The organism is Bartonella phoceensis (assembly GCF_902825145.1).
GTDB classification, from domain to species: Bacteria; Pseudomonadota; Alphaproteobacteria; order Rhizobiales; family Rhizobiaceae; genus Bartonella; species Bartonella phoceensis.
The window spans coordinates 37,572-54,428 of record NZ_CADEAD010000006.1 but is presented as its reverse complement, the minus strand read 5'-3'; the positions used below and the strand labels follow the sequence as shown (position 1 = coordinate 54,428).

16 protein-coding genes are annotated in these 16,857 nt (G+C 37.1%); 12 read left to right on the top strand and 4 right to left on the bottom strand.

All coding sequences use genetic code 11. The annotated features are described in order from the left end of the window. Nucleotides 1-404: 404 nt before the first annotated feature. From J7R07_RS08420 to J7R07_RS06665, 3 genes are all read left to right on the top strand, one after another. A complete protein-coding gene (locus J7R07_RS08420; protein ID WP_246464867.1) occupies nt 405-521 on the top strand; it encodes a MerR family DNA-binding transcriptional regulator in 117 nt (38 codons plus the stop codon). A 466-nt stretch (nt 522-987) separates the two neighbouring features. Next, on the top strand, nt 988-1,668 hold the full coding sequence (locus tag J7R07_RS06670) for a nitroreductase (RefSeq protein ID WP_208436095.1): 681 nt from the start codon (nt 988-990) through the stop codon (nt 1,666-1,668). 353 nt (nt 1,669-2,021) lie between these two features. Further along, nucleotides 2,022-3,419: an L-serine ammonia-lyase gene (locus J7R07_RS06665; protein ID WP_208436094.1), complete on the top strand. Its 1,398-nt coding sequence runs from the start codon at nt 2,022-2,024 to the stop codon at nt 3,417-3,419. A 645-nt stretch (nt 3,420-4,064) separates the two neighbouring features. Here the strand turns inward: J7R07_RS06665 and J7R07_RS06660 are convergent. After that, nucleotides 4,065-4,343, bottom strand: a complete 279-nt coding sequence (locus J7R07_RS06660; RefSeq protein WP_208436093.1) for a hypothetical protein — start codon at nt 4,341-4,343, stop codon at nt 4,065-4,067. A 31-nt stretch (nt 4,344-4,374) separates the two neighbouring features. Beyond that, nucleotides 4,375-5,721 (bottom strand): D-alanyl-D-alanine carboxypeptidase, encoded by a 1,347-nt coding sequence (locus J7R07_RS06655; protein ID WP_208436092.1) that lies wholly within the window; start codon nt 5,719-5,721, stop codon nt 4,375-4,377. Nucleotides 5,722-5,965: 244 nt separating this feature from the next. Here J7R07_RS06655 and clpS point away from each other — a divergent pair, with 244 nt between their 5' ends. After that, complete coding sequence (gene clpS, locus J7R07_RS06650) at nt 5,966-6,337, top strand: ATP-dependent Clp protease adapter ClpS (protein WP_208436091.1); 372 nt, start codon at nt 5,966-5,968, stop codon at nt 6,335-6,337. A gap of 6 nt (nt 6,338-6,343) precedes the next feature. After that, complete coding sequence (clpA, locus tag J7R07_RS06645; RefSeq protein WP_208436090.1) at nt 6,344-8,695, top strand: ATP-dependent Clp protease ATP-binding subunit ClpA; 2,352 nt, start codon at nt 6,344-6,346, stop codon at nt 8,693-8,695. 7 nt (nt 8,696-8,702) lie between these two features. On the opposite strand, the gene J7R07_RS06640 is transcribed toward clpA, so the two are convergent. Further along, on the bottom strand, nt 8,703-9,125 hold the full coding sequence (locus tag J7R07_RS06640) for an HIT family protein (RefSeq protein ID WP_208436089.1): 423 nt from the start codon (nt 9,123-9,125) through the stop codon (nt 8,703-8,705). A 143-nt stretch (nt 9,126-9,268) separates the two neighbouring features. Further along, nucleotides 9,269-9,730: a RidA family protein gene (locus tag J7R07_RS06635; RefSeq protein WP_208436088.1), complete on the bottom strand. Its 462-nt coding sequence runs from the start codon at nt 9,728-9,730 to the stop codon at nt 9,269-9,271. A gap of 145 nt (nt 9,731-9,875) precedes the next feature. Between J7R07_RS06635 and J7R07_RS06630 the strand changes: the two genes are divergently transcribed. From J7R07_RS06630 to rseP, 7 genes are all read left to right on the top strand, one after another. Next, on the top strand, nt 9,876-10,700 hold the full coding sequence (locus J7R07_RS06630; protein WP_208436103.1) for a cell envelope integrity EipB family protein: 825 nt from the start codon (nt 9,876-9,878) through the stop codon (nt 10,698-10,700). A 158-nt stretch (nt 10,701-10,858) separates the two neighbouring features. Then, nucleotides 10,859-11,632 carry a 30S ribosomal protein S2 gene (gene rpsB, locus J7R07_RS06625; protein WP_208436087.1) on the top strand — a complete coding sequence of 258 codons (774 nt, stop codon included), beginning with the start codon at nt 10,859-10,861 and terminating at the stop codon, nt 11,630-11,632. 107 nt (nt 11,633-11,739) lie between these two features. Beyond that, entirely contained in the window at nt 11,740-12,663 is a 924-nt protein-coding gene (gene tsf / locus J7R07_RS06620) for a translation elongation factor Ts (protein WP_208436086.1), read from the top strand. A 157-nt stretch (nt 12,664-12,820) separates the two neighbouring features. After that, nucleotides 12,821-13,540, top strand: coding sequence for a UMP kinase (gene pyrH, locus J7R07_RS06615; protein ID WP_208436085.1), 720 nt, complete (start codon nt 12,821-12,823; stop codon nt 13,538-13,540). A gap of 38 nt (nt 13,541-13,578) precedes the next feature. Then, nucleotides 13,579-14,139: a ribosome recycling factor gene (gene frr, locus J7R07_RS06610; protein ID WP_208436084.1), complete on the top strand. Its 561-nt coding sequence runs from the start codon at nt 13,579-13,581 to the stop codon at nt 14,137-14,139. Nucleotides 14,140-14,847: 708 nt separating this feature from the next. Further along, nucleotides 14,848-15,663 carry a phosphatidate cytidylyltransferase gene (locus tag J7R07_RS06605; RefSeq protein ID WP_208436083.1) on the top strand — a complete coding sequence of 272 codons (816 nt, stop codon included), beginning with the start codon at nt 14,848-14,850 and terminating at the stop codon, nt 15,661-15,663. A gap of 15 nt (nt 15,664-15,678) precedes the next feature. Beyond that, complete coding sequence (gene rseP, locus J7R07_RS06600; protein ID WP_208436082.1) at nt 15,679-16,821, top strand: RIP metalloprotease RseP; 1,143 nt, start codon at nt 15,679-15,681, stop codon at nt 16,819-16,821. The last annotated feature ends 36 nt before the right edge of the window (nt 16,822-16,857 follow it).

The following is a 16,857-nucleotide window of genomic DNA, read 5'->3' as shown; positions in this document are numbered from 1 at the left end:
AATACTGTAAGGGATTAGCATTTTAACATTTTTGTTAGTTGATTATCTTCTTCTTATAATGGTTCATTTTTTCTATTGTTTCCTTTACAATGCTCCTTATTTATCATAGTGAGTGAGATAGAAAGTTTATTTTAAAATATTCCGAAGTTAAAAAGTGCGTAAAGTAATAGTAAGCAATGTTTTAAAGAAAGAGAATAGGTTTTCTGAAAATGAGATAATAACCGATTTTAAATATTTTTTTGATTGATACTCTTTATAAAGATTGAAAAGATATCATCATGAATGGTCAAAGATCTTTCTTATAATTTGAAATTTAGGAAAGCATAAGCTAAAATACTCACTAAAATTTTAGACAAAACAGCAATATTTCTGATAGCTATGTAGTCTATAAAAATAGAATAACAATGTACGGATATTGTTTAATTAGTGAATTGGCGCGCAAATTTTCAATAACAGCCCGGACTTTGCGTTATTATGAAGAAGAGAGACACATGGTTTTATACACAAACAGATCGTCATAAATTAAAATAAATACTATGTGCTAAAAGAGTCAAATTTTTTTGTCTGAAATATCTGATATGTTGAAGATGGGTGCAAAACCACCTGATAATGAGAAAAAACTTAAGAAATTAATAGCAGGAGTTCATAAAAAAACGGGCTGATTTATAGCAGATGCAGCGTGATATTCATGATCTTTTTTTATGATTGAGAGCGCAAAGAGGAAACTTTTTTGAGAGTTTAGCTGAAGTAAGAGTTAATCGCTGATTTTAAAGTTTATTTCATTCATGTTTGATGATTTTCTTTCCATAAAAAGAGAGGGGTTGTATTGTTTTCTCATGGCAGGAATCAGTAAAGTCTGGGATTCGGTAAGCTGTTTGGAAGGAGTAGATTGAAGGGAAAAGTTGCGAAGCTGTTTTCGCAGTATTTTGGCTTTGAATGAGCAAAAAACGATATTCAAATTCATTTTTCAAAGAGAAAGTAAAGATAATGACGGGTGATTCTCCTCTTGATATCTTCCAATCTATTCTGTCGCGTAAGTCAATTCGCGCTTTTACGCATCAGCCGGTTTCACAGGAAACGGTAAGAGAAATCTTGAAACTTGCAGCACGTGCACCATCTGGGACAAACCTCCAGCCATGGCAAGTTATTGTGCTTACAGGGGATGTATTGCAGCAGTTAGGAAAAGAGCTTTCACGACTCGCATTCTCAGGAGTAAAAGGAGAACGTGAATATCATTATTATCCACGTCAATGGCGTGAACCTTATCTTTCAAGGCGTCAAAAAATTGGTTTAGATCTTTATAAGAGTCTTGGAATTCAAAAAGATGAGCAAGAAAAAATACTTTGCCAGAAGGTACGGAATTTTTCATTTTTTGGTGCGCCTGTAGGACTTTTGTTTACAATGGATCAGGATATGGAAAGGGGAAGCTGGCTTGATTTGGGTATGTTTATGCAGACTATTATGTTAGCAGCACGTGGATTTGGATTAGATACCTGTCCCCAAGCTGCTTTTGCTGATTATCATAAACAAATTCGTACATTTTTATCTGTACCTTCTGATCGACACATTATCTGTGGTATGGCACTTGGCTATCGTGATACAGGTGCTCCAGAAAACAATTTTGAAACTGAACGCGAATCGATCGAAAATTTTGTACGTTTTATTTAACGATATCCATAGAAATATTTTTAACAAGCAGACATAAATTTTTTAAGAGTCTGAGACATTATAAAAAATATTTCGGTGGGAATTACTCATTATTATTGGATTTTGATATTGCATGTTAACACTTATTTTACTACGCTTGCAACATTAAGAGATTGATTATTTTAATGTCATTTTCCAGTTTGAAGGTTGGCTATGGAAAGCGCTCTAGAAAATAAGTGTTGGGTGGTAGCAAGACGAGCAACGTTTATATTTGTTGCTGTCATTTTTTTAGCTTATCTCGCAATTTGATTTTAAATGAGACAAGTCTAATAAAAAAGCATATACTCAAACTGTAGATAGTTTTGGGGTGGTATGTGTTTTTATCTGTTTTTGAACTTTTTAAAATTGGTATTGGTCCTTCCAGTTCTCATACGATGGGGCCGATGACGGCGGCTAATATGTTTTTGCAAGAGCTTCTTGCGCGAAATTTTTCTCAACCATTTGTTTCTGAAGTTTCTCGTATACGTGTTTATCTCTACGGTTCCTTGGCTTTTACAGGAATTGGTCATGCCACAGATAGAGCTATTATATTAGGGCTTTTGGGAGAAAAAGCTTCAACTGTGGATCCTGATTGTATGGGATTTTTGTTAGAAAAGGTTACACGTGAAAAAAAAGTGCAACCAGAAGGCCATCCCGCTTATCACTTTAATTTGCAAAATGATCTTATTTTTGAACGAAAAGAAGTCTTGTCTGGACATGCTAATGGGCTTGCGTTTGAAGGGCTTGATGCTGAAGGGAATGTTCTTTTACGGCAGATTTATTATTCTATCGGCGGTGGTTTTGTTGTGACTGAGGATGAACTAAGCCATATGAATGGTAATATACAACAAGAAACGTTTGAAATTCCATATCCCTTTAGTTCTTCGCATGAAATGTTGTCAATGGCAAAAAAGTCAGGACTTTCAATTGCTGAAATGAAGCGCCTAAATGAAGAGACAAAAATAGAGCGTTCTGTTCTTGATACCGGTCTCGATGAAATTTTTTCAGCTATGACGCAGTGCGTTGATAGAGGTCTTTCACAAGAGGGCAAATTGCCAGGTGGATTGCATGTGCCAAGACGTGCTAAAAAGCTACACGAAACACTTTTAGAAAATAGAAAAAAAAATCGCAATGACCCACTTTGGGCAAATGATTGGCTTTCGGTATATGCCATAGCAGTGAATGAGGAAAATGCTGCCGGTGGTCGTGTTGTTACAGCACCAACGAATGGAGCAGCGGGTGTTGTACCTGCAGTTTTGCGTTATTATCTTCAATTTTATGATGATTCAGATCGAGAGGGAATACATAATTTTTTATTGACGGCAGCAGCTATTGGTGGAGTCATCAAACATAATGCTTCTATTTCTGGTGCAGAAGTAGGATGTCAAGGTGAAGTTGGGACAGCATCTTCAATGGCAGCTGCAGGATTGACAGCTGCGTTAGGTGGTACACCAGCTCAGATTGAAAACGCAGCAGAGATTGCGCTTGAGCATCATTTGGGAATGACGTGTGATCCGGTTGCAGGTCTTGTACAAGTTCCTTGCATTGAGCGCAATGCGATGGGAGCTGTTAAGGCAGTAACGGCTTCTTCTCTTGCTTTACATGGTAACGGAGATCATTTTGTTTCTCTTGATGCTTGTATAAAAACAATGCGCCAGACTGGACATGATATGAGTGAACGTTATAAAGAAACGAGTAAAGCTGGCCTCGCAGTTAATGCAATATCCTGTTAAAATGTGCGACGAATATTTCATCTAGTAAGTTTTTTATAGGGTATTTTATCACCTATAAAGGTATTGGTAAGCATCGTTATTATATTATGCAGTTGTCAATATTACCAACTGCTTTTGTATTACTGATTTTATTGTAAAAAAAATATTTGAAACGAGTGAATATTCCTGTATTTGAGGTTTTCATTCCTATGATAAAATGATCAATTATCTTTATAAAGATGTATTGGAGAAGATTTAACAATTTGATATGAGATCGGAAACTATCATCTTTCATATATCAAACTATTTTATATTGCGATATATTCCCATTTTATTAACTGTTATCAATAATCAACAGAATTCATTCAGTTACAGTGTGAAGGGTAGATTACTATGCATAGAAAATCGCATGAGCGTACCAGTATGAAATATAAAGGATAATCTTTGATAAGAAATTCAAGAGTAAGAGAGTATTTGATATTTTCTGTATATTGTTTGAGAGATAGTTTTATGGAAAAGTTGATCTGAGAGCTGGATAAAAAACCGCAAAGAAATTTTTATAAGTTTCAGAAAAGAGTGCATTTGCTAAATAATTTTTAAAAATTGAAGGCAATATACGAATATTTTTATTAATGAATATAGTTTTTGAGAAACTTATTTATAAAATTAGACATTTGTTGCACCTAGATGAATTTTAATAGGTATATTACCAGTTTGGCTTGCAACGCGTAAATGAATACGTACAGGAGGCATTGTAAGACGACGATTTCGCATTGTTTGGCAAATGAGAAGATTTGCAAGAGACTGTGTATCTAATGTCGTCGGAGTATTCTTTAAACCAGTGAGTTTTATTACAACATTATGCAAGGAACGCAATGAGAGGAAGGATGACTGCTTCAATAATTTTTCTTTTTTGGAGGAAGAAGCAAGAGCATTATGTATCATGGTACTATCCTTAACGCGAATTCAAAAACTTTCAGTAAGCTACAGCATAGCAGTTAAAATTTGCTTTCTTTAATGTAGAACAGGTATTGAGTGCGGCTTTTTTTGATTGAAATCCGACAAACCGCGCACGATAATAGCGGTGTCCGCTTTTTTCAAACAGTTGCATATGTGAAGATGCATTCTTTAAAGCAGAATAAGCTATACTTTTTGCTTTTAAAAGCAAAGTCTTTGCTTGTTCTTTATCAGGTAGAGAACCAATTTGGATAGCCCATCTAGCGTCTGTAGATAAAGAGGCTGTAATAATTTTGGTCTCATCAAGTATAGTTTTCTGAGGGTTAGGAGTTGGTATAATAATCTTGTTTACAGCGGCTATAGCCATATTGGAGTTTCTAGGTTGTTCCGCAAATGCTGTTAACAGAGGAGAAATTTTATCATCTGAATTGGCTGTTTCAGCTTTAGCGATTGGTATAGGAATGTTTGCACCAGTGGGTAAATCATAGTGTGCAGAAGCCATTAAACGTCCATGACTTTTCATTTGGCTTGCTTGTGGTAAATATTGGTTCAATAAGTTCGCCATATGCTCATCACGTGTGGCAGATGATTTCCCCCCCATAACAACGGCAACAATAGAGCGTCCTTCACTACGCATCGAAGTTGCTAAATTAGAGCCTGACATTTGTGTATAGCCTGTTTTGATTCCATCGACGCCTTTCATTATTTTGACAAGTTTATTGTGGCTGTTAATTGTACGTCCACAAAAAGTAAAACTTATTGTTTTAAATAATTTATATTGTTGTGGAAAGTGTTTACGTAGAGCCAGTGACAAGGTAGCTATATCTCGTGCCGTAGAATAGTTGTGTACATCTGGAAGTCCTGAAGCATTTGCGAAACGGGTATTTATCATGCCAAGTTTGCGGGCTTTCATTGTCATCATTCGTGCGAATTTTTTTTCATTGCCGCCAAGATACTCTGCAACGGCTGTAGCAACATCATTCGCTGATTTTGTAATGAGTGCTTTAGCTGCTAATTCTACAGAAATCGTTTGGCCTGCTTTCAATCCGATTTTTGTTGGTGGGCGTGTTGCTGCATAATGTGAGATGGGGATTGGTGTATTTGGTGTAACGCGGCGCGTATGCATAGATTCAAAGAGCATGTACAACGTCATCATTTTTGTTAAAGAAGCGGGATAACGCCTCAGTGTTGCGTTGGCCTGAAAGAGAGTTTTTCCTGTATTTGCATCTATAACGATAGCAGCATACTTATCAGGATAAGCTCCTTGAGGAGTAGCTGATACCCAAGAGTAAGAAAGAGCTAAAATAACAAAAGCAATTACTACTTTTTTATAACAACGCACAATTTTTTGGCAGTTAATATACACTTGCGATATCCTATTTCTCCATTTACTCTAAAAATTCTGTAAAGCCCCCCTTTTCTGCAGATTTCTGATGCAGCTTAAACGAATGGTATTACTAATTTATTTACAGAAATTATTTTGTGAGTTTCCAATATTTGACCTAAATCTCATAACTGTAAAAGAAAGTTCCTTCTTTGCACAAACAAGTATTGCAATAGTTATGAAAGAATTTAAAATTAACAAAAAATATACTCCATAGGAAATGATAATGGTACAGAAGCTAATGGTAAACTCTATAGCGCGTATTGTGTACGATGAAAAGGGGGATAATTTGGATGAAAGCAGGCAGGGTGCTATTATAATGCCGAAGATTAGACCAAAACTTCAAAATCCTAAGTTATATCGTGTATTTTTACTTAACGATGATTATACTCCTATGGATTTCGTTGTTTTTATTTTGAAAAACTTTTTTAAAAAAAATTTTGAAGAAGCAACCCGTATTATGTTAAATGTTCATGAGAATGGGGTAGGTGAATGCGGAACTTATAGTTATGAAATCGCTGAAATGAAAATCCTACAAGTTAGAGAGTGTGCACGTCAAAATGAACATCCATTACAATGTATAATGGAATCGAAGTGAGGGATTATGCCATCTTTTACACCCAGTCTTGAGGAGGTTTTGCATCGCGCATTAACAATTGCTACACAAGCGCAGCATGAATATGCGACATTAGAGCATCTTTTACTTGCTCTGCTTGATGACGCCGATGCAAATTCAGTTATTCAGGCTTGCCAGGTAAACGTGGAAGAATTACGAGAGCGCTTAACTAACTATATCCAGTCAGAATTGGATATACAGATTAGAGCTGATAAAGATACAAAACCAACAACATTTTTCCAGCGTGTCGTCCAACGTGCAGTGATTCATGCACAATCAGCTGGCAAAGACGAAGTATCGGGAGCAAACGTTCTGGTTGCAATTTTTTCTGAACGTGAAAGTCATGCGGCATATTTCCTACAAGAGATGGGAATGACACGCTATGATGCCGTGCGTTTCATTTCACATGGGATCACACGTGATGAGGGATTATCCATGTTACTTGAGGGGCTTGAAGAGCAATTAGATCAGCAGATTTCAGACAATGATGAAAAGGTAACGAGTGCACTGACGAGCTATTGTGTTGATCTCAATTGTAAAGCACGCAATGGAAAGATTGATTTATTAATTGGTCGTGAAGTAGAAATTTCACGCATGATTCAGGTTTTATGTCGAAGATCAAAAAATAATCCGCTTTTGGTTGGGGATCCTGGAGTTGGAAAAACTGCTATAATTGAGGGGTTGGCAAAACGCATTGTTGATGGGCAAGTTCCTGAAGTTTTATCAAATGCAATGATATTTTCTCTTGATATGGGAGGACTTGTTGCTGGGACACGCTATCGTGGTGATTTTGAAGAACGGTTAAAGCAAGTTATTAAAGAATTTGAGCAATATCCAGATGCTATTTTATTTATTGATGAAATTCATACCTTAATTGGAGCAGGTGCTACATTGGGAGGAAATATGGATGCAGCAAACCTTTTAAAACCTGCATTATCTTCTGGAGTTATTCGGTGTATTGGTTCAACGACTTATAAAGAATATCGCAAAATTTTTGAACAAGATCGTGCTTTAGAGCGCCGTTTTCAGAAGATTGACGTTAATGAGCCTTCTGTTGCCGATGCAATTAAAATTTTACAAGGCTTGAAACCTTATTTTGAGAATTTTCATCAGATCAAATATACTGATCAGGCAATGAAGGCATCTGTAGTATTATCTTCACGTTATATGATTGATCGCAGACTACCTGATAAAGCAATTGATGTTGTTGATGAGAGTGGTGCAGCGCAAAAGCTTTTGCCGAAAAAACAACGGAAAAAGAGTATAGGCATTAAAGAAATTGAAGCAACAATTGCTGCCATGGCAAGGATTCCACCAAAAGCAGTTTCTGGCGATGATCAGAAAATGCTTGGTAAGCTTGAAAGAGAGCTTAAACATGTTGTTTATGGACAAGATCAGGCAATTTCTACTTTAGTTTCATCAATTAAATTAGCACGAGCAGGATTGCGCGAATCAGATAAACCAATAGGAAGTTATTTATTTTCAGGACCAACAGGTGTAGGAAAAACTGAAGTTGCAAAACAACTTGCATCTTCTTTAGGCATTGAATTATTACGTTTTGATATGTCAGAATATATGGAGCGGCATACGGTGGCGCGTTTAATTGGAGCTCCTCCAGGTTATATAGGATTTGATCAAGGAGGCCTTCTGACTGATGCAGTTGACCAGAAGCCTCACGCTGTTCTTCTGCTGGACGAGATTGAGAAGGCGCATCCAGAGTTGTTTAATATTTTGTTGCAGGTTATGGATTATGGTAAATTAACAGATCATAACGGTAAAAAAATTGATTTCCGCAATATTATTTTAATTATGACAACAAACGCTGGTGCTTCAGATATGGCAAAATCAGCTATCGGATTTGGAAAAGTGCATCGCGATGGTGATGATATTGAAGCAATTAATCGACTCTTTACACCGGAATTTCGTAATCGGTTAGATGCGATCATTCCATTTTCACCTTTATCTCAGATAATTATCAATCAGATTGTGCAAAAATTTATTTTTCAGCTTGAAGCGCAATTAGCTGATAGAGGAGTTTGTTTTGAATTAACTCCTCCTGCAATGATTTGGCTCGCCAATAAAGGATACGATTTTCACATGGGGGCACGTCCACTGAGTCGTGTTATACAAGAACATATTAAGAAACCATTAGCCGACGAAATTTTATTTGGAAAATTGCGCAATGGTGGCATGGTTCGCGTGTTGACACAAAAATTAAACGGGGAAAAAGAGAAGTTGCAATTAAAAATTTCACCTTCTGATATGTCTGTTGATTCAAAGAGTAACAAAATAACACATTTTACAAAAAAACGCATGAAGAAAAAAAGCTCAATAACTTAAGAGGGTTTTAAAGAGCCGCACGGATTTTTTTCGCGTTTTCTTCAAGGATTTCTGTAGGTGTTATAACATCATTATGGGAGGAAAGCTCTATTCCTTCCATACGTGGTATAATGTGGAAATGGAGATGATAAACAGTTTGTTGACTAGCTGCTTCATTCAATTGCATGATTGTTACACCATCTGCTTGAAAAGCTTTTTTGACAGCTTTAGCAATTTTTTGAACAACCTTAATAACTGGAAACAATGTTTCAGTATCTGCATCCAATAGGTTTCTAGAGCCTTTGCGAGGAATAACTAACGTATGGCCCGGTGCTTGTGGCATGATATCCATGAATGCAATGACCTCATCATCTTCATAAACACGAACGGAAGGAATTTCATTGCGAATCAATTTAGCAAAAACATTATTGTTATCATAAGCTTGTTTCATATAAATATTTCCTTTTATGCATTGTTGTTCAGAACTTTAATTTCAAAATTGAAGAATGTGAAGAACAAGATAGGGGATTAGAAAAAGGCAAACCTCACCATTCAGTGGCCACTTTATGTTGATGTGCGACCATTGATGAAGGTTTAGACTTCTATGATAGCTTCGACTTCTACTGGGACGTCCATAGGAAGAGAGGCAACACCAATAGCAGAACGGGCATGTTTTCCAACTTCACCAAGAATATTGACGAATATATCAGAAGCACCATTAGCGATAAGAGGAATATCGGTAAAGTGAGGATCTACAGCGACAAAAACGGTGATTTTTACTACGCGTTTCATTCTATTTAAATCACCAAGAGCTGCCTTAATTTGTGCGAGAATATTGAGTGCACAGGTTTCAGCTGCTTTTTTTGCTTGCTCTATATTAACAGTTGTACCAACCTTACCAGTTGCTACAGGTTTTCCATCGAAAAAAGGGAGTTGTCCGGAAATAAAAAGCTGGTTGCCACTTTGTAAGGCTGTTACATAATTAGCAAGCGGTTGCATTGCTTCAGGAAGAGCGATTCCCAATTTTTTTAAGTGGATTTCAATCGCGTTGGTCATAATTTAAACTCCATAACTATTTTATAAATATGTACATTGCATAAACTATTTTTCGATTTAAGGAAATGTGTGGTTAATTGAGAAAATGGCCTTTTTTGCTTTATTGTGTGATGTTATGCGACGGGGAGAGAATGGGAAGTTGGGAATGATTAGGTCGTTATTTTTAATAATTTTATATGCTGTTTTTTTAGGTACAGTGAAAGCTGAAGAACCTATTTTTATTATACCGCATCGAGCGATTTATGATTTTCAACTCGGCAGAGTTTCTCATAAAATGACGATTTCGGAGATGTCAGGACGAATGGTTTACGAGTTGACGGGTTCAGCATGTCAGGGCTATACGACGCGTTTTCGTTTTATAAGTCGCATTCATATTGAAGATATGCCGGTGCGTTTAGCTGATCAACAGACGACGAGCTATGAAACGGATGATGGTCATACATTTCATTTTAGTGTCATAGATCAAGATGGACAAGAAGTTACACATCGTGCCGAAGGGATAGCTGAACGTGTTCAAGATGGGATTATCGTTAAATTAAAAAAGCCAAAGGAAAAAGAGTACAAACTTGCACTCGCGGAGTTTCCAATTATGCAGCTAAAGAATATTATCCGCCATGCAAAGGCAGGTAACCATTTTTATAATGTTAATGTGTTTGATGGGACAGATAAAGCAGATAAAGTAATAAAAGAAAGTATCGTCATTGGAGAAAAGAAGGTGCAGCTCTCTGATTTTGAAACGAAAAAAATAGGAGAATTGGATGAGGAAGCATATTGGCCTGTTACAATTTCTTATTTTGATGATAGTGAAAAAAAAGATGGTTTGCCAATCTATCATACCAGTTTTCTTTTGTATGAGAATGGTATTATGCGGGATCTTCATATAGATTATGGAACTTTTGCCATACGTGCAAAATTGAACAGTCTTGAATTTCTCGAGGATGGGAAGAATCTTAATCAATGTAAACATTAAATGATCGCAGAAAATAACTTGAAAAAGAATCAAATATTAGTATGTTGACGCTATTCCACACGCGGAGTTTGGGTGTTTGCAAGGAAAGTCTAGCAAGCGTCCGCCGGTAGTAGGCTTGCTTACTTTTTCCGCGGAGGTTAAACCGGAAAGGATAAACTATGGCACTACCAGATTTTACTATGCACCAGCTTTTAGAAGCAGGTGTCCACTTTGGTCACCAGACTCATCGCTGGAATCCCAAAATGACCCCCTATATTTATGGTCAACGTAATAATATCCATATTATTGATCTTGCTCAGACTGTTCCTCTTTTACACCAAGCGCTTAAGCTTGTTTCAGATACGGTTGCACGTGGTGGCCGCATTCTCTTTGTTGGTACGAAGCGGCAGGCATCTGAAATTATTGCTGATGCAGCGAATCGCTCGGCACAATATTATGTTAATGCACGTTGGCTTGGTGGCATGCTCACAAACTGGAAAACAATTTCCAATTCGATACATCGTTTGCGTAAGCTGGACAAAATTCTTGCTGCTGAAGCACAAGGTTTTACCAAAAAAGAACGTCTAAATCTTGAACGTGATCGTGAAAAGCTTAATCGCGCCCTTGGTGGTATTAAGGACATGGGATCTATTCCAGATCTTATATTTGTTATCGATACCAATAAAGAGAATATTGCCATTCAAGAGGCAAAGCGTTTAGGTATTCCAGTTATTGCTATTATTGATACCAACTGCGATCCTGATAATGTTACGCACCCAATTCCAGGTAATGATGATGCATCACGTGCAATTTCTCTTTATTGTGATCTTTTTGCTCGTGCAGCTCTTGATGGTATTGCTCGTCAACAAGGTGCAATGGGTATCGATTTAGGAGGTCAAGCTGATGCGCCTTTGGAACCCGTTTTGGAAGATGTGGCTCCAGTTTCTGAGTAGTCTTAAAGAACACTTGTTAGGGTACTTATTTTCTAAAGAAAGGATTATGAGCGTGCGCAGAGATTTCTTTTTGCACGCTTTCATCATTACGGAATAAAGAGGCAAATATGAATATTACTGCTGCACAAGTAAAAGAACTTCGGGAATTGTCAGGCGCTGGTATGATGGACTGTAAAGCGGCGCTGGCGGAGACCGATGGAGACATGGAAGCTGCTGTTGATTGGCTTCGTAAAAAAGGAATAGCAAAGGCAGATAAAAAAGCTGGTCGTACGGCAGCTGAGGGATTAATCGGAATTGTATCGAAAGATTCAAGTGCAGTTTTGGTTGAGATTAATTCTGAAACAGATTTTGTAGCGCGCAACGAAGCGTTCCAAGACATTGTACGTAATGTGGCGACAGCTGCTTTGGATACGCAGGGGGATGTTGAAGTTGTTTCCACGTCTCTTTACCCTGGTTCTGAGAAGACTGTAGAGACGACAATTAAAGATGCGATTGGCACCATTGGCGAGAATATGACATTTCGGCGTTCTGCTAAGCTCTCTGTTGAGAGTGGTGTCGTTGCTACTTATATACACAATAGTGTGGCTGATGGTCTTGGCAAGCTTGGAGTTCTGGTTGCTATTGAAACTGCAGGAAATAAAGAGGCAGCAGCTGCTTTTGGCCGGCAGGTTGCGATGCATATTGCTGCAACTAATCCATTAGCCTTAACAGCAGAAGATGTTGATACGAGCGCTATTGAACGTGAAAAAGCGATTTTTTCAGATCAGGCACGTCAATCTGGAAAGCCTGAAAATATCATTGAAAAAATGGTGGAAGGGCGTATGCGTAAATTTTTTGAAGAGGTTGTTTTACTGTCTCAGGCTTTTGTTATGAACCCTGATATGACTGTTGAAGCAGCTTTAAAGGATGCTGAAAAATCTATTGGTGCTTCAGCAAAAATCACAGGTTTTATTCGTTTTGCACTAGGAGAAGGTGTGAAAAAAGAAGAGTCTGATTTTGCTGCGGAGGTTGCAGCGGCTGCAAAAGGGTAGTTCTTTGTAGATTATTGTCAGAGATTTAAAGTTATACCATTGATTATAAACTCACTGATATGATGAAGTATAGTTATATAAGAGGGCGTCACGTGATAAAGTGGTGCCCTTAGTATGTCGAAAGCAAAAAGTAAATGTGCTTTTTGGGAGATTATCCATGACATTAACGTTGCAGTATAAACGTATTCTTTTAAAGGTTTCTGGTGAAGCCCTTATGGGAGGACAGAGCTTTGGAATCGATGTTTCTGTTGTAGACCGTATCGCTGCTGATATTGCTGAAGTGCGGGCAATGGGGGTAGAAGTTGCTATTGTTATAGGTGGAGGGAATATTTTTCGTGGAGTTGCTGTTGCTTCGCATGGTGGAGACCGTGTGACAGGTGATCATATGGGAATGCTTGCAACTGCTATTAATTCTTTAGCGTTGCGAACATCATTGACAAAATTAGGGATTGAAACGGTTGTATTGTCTGCGATTGCTATGCCACAGATTTGTGAGAGTTTTTCACAGCGTAAAGCAATAGGTTATATGAATCAAGGAAAAGTCGTTATTTTTGCTGGCGGTACAGGTAATCCATTTTTTACCACTGATTCTGCTGCTACCTTACGTGCAGCAGAAATTGGTGCAGATATTCTTTTAAAAGGGACACAAGTGGATGGTATTTATTCTGCAGATCCAAAGATAGACCCTACGGCTAAGCGTTTTGACCAATTGACACATGTCGAGATTTTACAATGGGGATTGTCTGTTATGGATACAACGGCTGTCACTTTAGCACGCGAGAACAACGTACCGATTATTGTGTACTCTATTCATGAAAAAGGTGGTTTAGCTAAAGTGTTGAATGGGACTGGACGGTTTACAATAGTATCGGAATAAGGACTAAGCTCCAAGGTATAATTGAAGGAGACAGAGATATGAGTGTTACATCGATTATGGATGATCTGAAGCGCCGCATGGATGGTGCTATTTCCGCTTTTAAGCATGAATTAGGTGGTTTACGAACTGGACGAGCCTCTACAAGTTTATTAGAGCCGTTGACAGTTGAAGCTTACGGTTCTGTTGTACATATAAACCAAGTTGCGAATATTTCTGTTCCAGAACCGCGGATGCTTTCAGTGACTGTATGGGATAAAACGATGGTAGGGGCTGTAGAACGTGCAATTCGTGATTCTGGTCTTGGTCTAAATCCCATAACCGATGGTATGAATTTACGTATTCCTTTACCTGAATTAAATGAAGAGCGCCGTAAAGAACTTGTAAAGATTGCGCATCAGTATGCAGAGCAGGCGCGCATTGCTACCCGCCATGTTCGCCGGGATGGTATGGATAATTTGAAAAAATTAGAAAAAGAAGGTGAAATTGGTCAAGATGAAGCACATGGTTTATCTGAGAAAGTTCAAAAACTTACGGATGAAACGATTACTGATATTGATAAAATTTTAGCTGTGAAAGAATCTGAAATTATGCACGTTTAAAACGATTTTGTTTCTAGAAGAAAAATATTTCTATTTACGTTGTGTAGTATATTTTTGTAGGTGAAAATGGGGGGGCTGTTGATAGAAATGTCAGGGGAAGTGGTAGCTGTATTTTGTTGCAATTCTACACTGTAAAAACAAAATTTATTTAAAGTGGTGGATATTTTTTGGATCCTCATCTATGCATTAGATGTGATTCTATAGTAGAGCAGCTTATTTAATGAGACAATGAAAAATTATCGTTAAATTACATAGTGAAAATTCTCAAATATTTCATAACATAACAGATGCTAGAGAAAAATGTGGCGCAAAGGACAATGCCTTAATCTTGCTGCTACTCTCCCTTATAAGAGACGTGATGATATAGGTCAAACGATTGTTGTTTTAAGCAATTTGTTTTCAAATGGCTGATAGTTTGATGGAAGAATGCTTTTATACGAGACAAATATTCGATCTAGCTTTCATCTTTCACATAGGGCGTGAGTAGTGGTTTTCTTACTTTTAAAGCTGATAGTAATGTGTGGAAACGTATTTTAAGAATTGATCTTAGTACATAGACTTTTGAGCCATTTTAGTATATCGGATCACTTATGATAAATTGTACAAAAAATTGCAAAAGTATGAATATAAAAATACTGTAGAGCGAACTTCTCTGTTTGTATTGATTTTTGAGATTGTATTTTCTGTTTTTATTGTTTGGATATTATTTTGTCTAATCTTGCTTACCGTGTTCTAACGGCTGTTGTTTTTGGTATTATTGCTTTGTGTTTTACATGGTTTGGAGGAATTTTCTTTTTTTTGTTTGTATGGATTATTGGCGGTTTTATTCTTTACGAATGGATTAATATCACTAAAGAGAAGTGGCGTATTTCACAAAAAATATTAGCGAGTATCTTTTATTTGGTTTTTGGCTCTTTTTTGTTGTCGAATGTGTCTGCTTTATTGATTTTTTGTGTTTTGATCGTTTTGGCAGTAGTATTGGCTATTGGGCCTATAGAAAAGAGCGGTTGGGTTTTTTTCGGTTTTTTATATGCATCTTTTCCAGTTGTGGCTGTATCATTTTTACGGGGATATGAAACGTTAGGATTCCAGACTATTATTTTCTTGTTTACGATAATATGGGGAACAGATATTGGTGGATATTTTTGTGGACGTGCATTTCGTGGACCTAAATTAGCACCACAATTTTCTCCTAATAAGACATGGTCAGGAGCAATTGGTGGTACGTTTTTTGGAGTTTCTGGCGGTATATTGATTGCGTTTAAATTTTTTGATGTAAATTTAATGAGTTTTTTTATACCATTCCTTGCTTTAATTTTGTCAGTTTGTTCGCAATTGGGTGATTTAGGGCAATCATGGCTAAAAAGGCGATTTTCCGTTAAAGATTCCAGTTCTTTATTGCCTGGACACGGTGGATTTATGGACCGTATGGATGGACTGGTAGGGGCCGCTTTTCTCCTTTACTTAATTGGCTCGTTTGTTTCAGGTATAGATACACCTTTCAATCTCTTTTGTATGGATTAATTGGGAGGCAATATTTTGGAACTTTTAGATCATATAATCACTGTGGGTGGTTTGCTCTTAAGAAGTTTGAATATTCTTTTCATTATTATGATTATCACTTTTGTGCACGAAATTGGGCATTATCTCATTGGGCGGTGGTGTGGTATTAAGGCATCGGTTTTTGCTCTTGGATTTGGACCACAAATAGTAGAATATACGGATAAGCACAACACTCAGTGGCGTTTAGCACTTATTCCTTTAGGGGGGTATGTAAAGTTTATTGGGGATAGAGAAGACATGACATCATTCCAGTCTTCTTCAGATGCTAAGGGTTCATTTGCTAATGCGTACGCTTGGAAAAAAGCAGTAACTGTTTTTGGGGGTCCTTTATTTAATGGTCTTTTTACCGTTTTTATTTTAACATTTTTTTTCTTTCTTTATGGTCGTGTAGTTATTGAACCAGTTGTTGGCTCTTTAGTAAAAGATTCTCCTGCTTTTCAGGCAGGTTTAGAACGAGGTGATCGTTTTCTTGAAATGAATGGTCAGCGGGTTGAAAGTTTTAACGATCTGATGAATTATGTGATTTTATATGGTAAAGATCCTATAGAGTTTAAAATAGAGCGCATGGGGCAGGTATTTACGGCGGTGATCACGCCAAAAGTGATAGAACGAGATGATGGATCTGGTAATCGCTTTCAAACTAGTATGATAGGTATAGGGATTCCTGTTGATCCAGATAATTCCGCACGTTTAGATCCAGCTTATGTGAAACATATCAACTATGGTTTTGTAAGAGCTGTAAAGGAAGCACTAGTACGTGCTACGTTTATTGTTACTCGAACAATTTTTTCTATGAGTCGTTTAATAGTAGGGAAAGAAGATCGTTGTCAGATAAGTGGGCCTTCTAAGATTATGAAAGTTGCTTGGAAAGTGAGTGAAACAGGTTTTGCCTTTTTGTTGAATTTTGCGGCTTTTCTTTCGATAAGTATCGGACTTCTTAATCTTTTTCCACTTCCACCATTTGATGGCGGATATTTATTATTTCACGTTATTGAGGTTTTTACTGGAAAACCGATATCCGCTAAAACTCAGAAAATTGTTTTTCGCTTAGGTTATTTGTTTATCTTTTTCTTTATGATTTTTGCGTTCTTTAATGATTATTTTTGTTGGTTTAGCTAATAAATTATGGAAAACCTTTTATAAATTGGGTAATAA

Bases quoted from the DNA above. Each gene is read 5' to 3' on its own strand.
- tsf (WP_208436086.1), top strand. From the start codon at position 11,740: ATGAATATTACTGCTGCACAAGTAAAAGAACTTCGGGAATTGTCAGGC.
- J7R07_RS06640 (WP_208436089.1), bottom strand. From the start codon at position 9,125: ATGAAACAAGCTTATGATAACAATAATGTTTTTGCTAAATTGATTCGC.
- rpsB (WP_208436087.1), top strand. From the start codon at position 10,859: ATGGCACTACCAGATTTTACTATGCACCAGCTTTTAGAAGCAGGTGTC.
- J7R07_RS06630 (WP_208436103.1), top strand. From the start codon at position 9,876: ATGATTAGGTCGTTATTTTTAATAATTTTATATGCTGTTTTTTTAGGT.
- J7R07_RS06635 (WP_208436088.1), bottom strand. From the start codon at position 9,730: ATGACCAACGCGATTGAAATCCACTTAAAAAAATTGGGAATCGCTCTT.
- clpS (WP_208436091.1), top strand. From the start codon at position 5,966: ATGGTACAGAAGCTAATGGTAAACTCTATAGCGCGTATTGTGTACGAT.
- frr (WP_208436084.1), top strand. From the start codon at position 13,579: ATGAGTGTTACATCGATTATGGATGATCTGAAGCGCCGCATGGATGGT.
- pyrH (WP_208436085.1), top strand. From the start codon at position 12,821: ATGACATTAACGTTGCAGTATAAACGTATTCTTTTAAAGGTTTCTGGT.
- clpA (WP_208436090.1), top strand. From the start codon at position 6,344: ATGCCATCTTTTACACCCAGTCTTGAGGAGGTTTTGCATCGCGCATTA.
- J7R07_RS06660 (WP_208436093.1), bottom strand. From the start codon at position 4,343: ATGATACATAATGCTCTTGCTTCTTCCTCCAAAAAAGAAAAATTATTG.
- J7R07_RS08420 (WP_246464867.1), top strand. From the start codon at position 405: ATGTACGGATATTGTTTAATTAGTGAATTGGCGCGCAAATTTTCAATA.
- J7R07_RS06670 (WP_208436095.1), top strand. From the start codon at position 988: ATGACGGGTGATTCTCCTCTTGATATCTTCCAATCTATTCTGTCGCGT.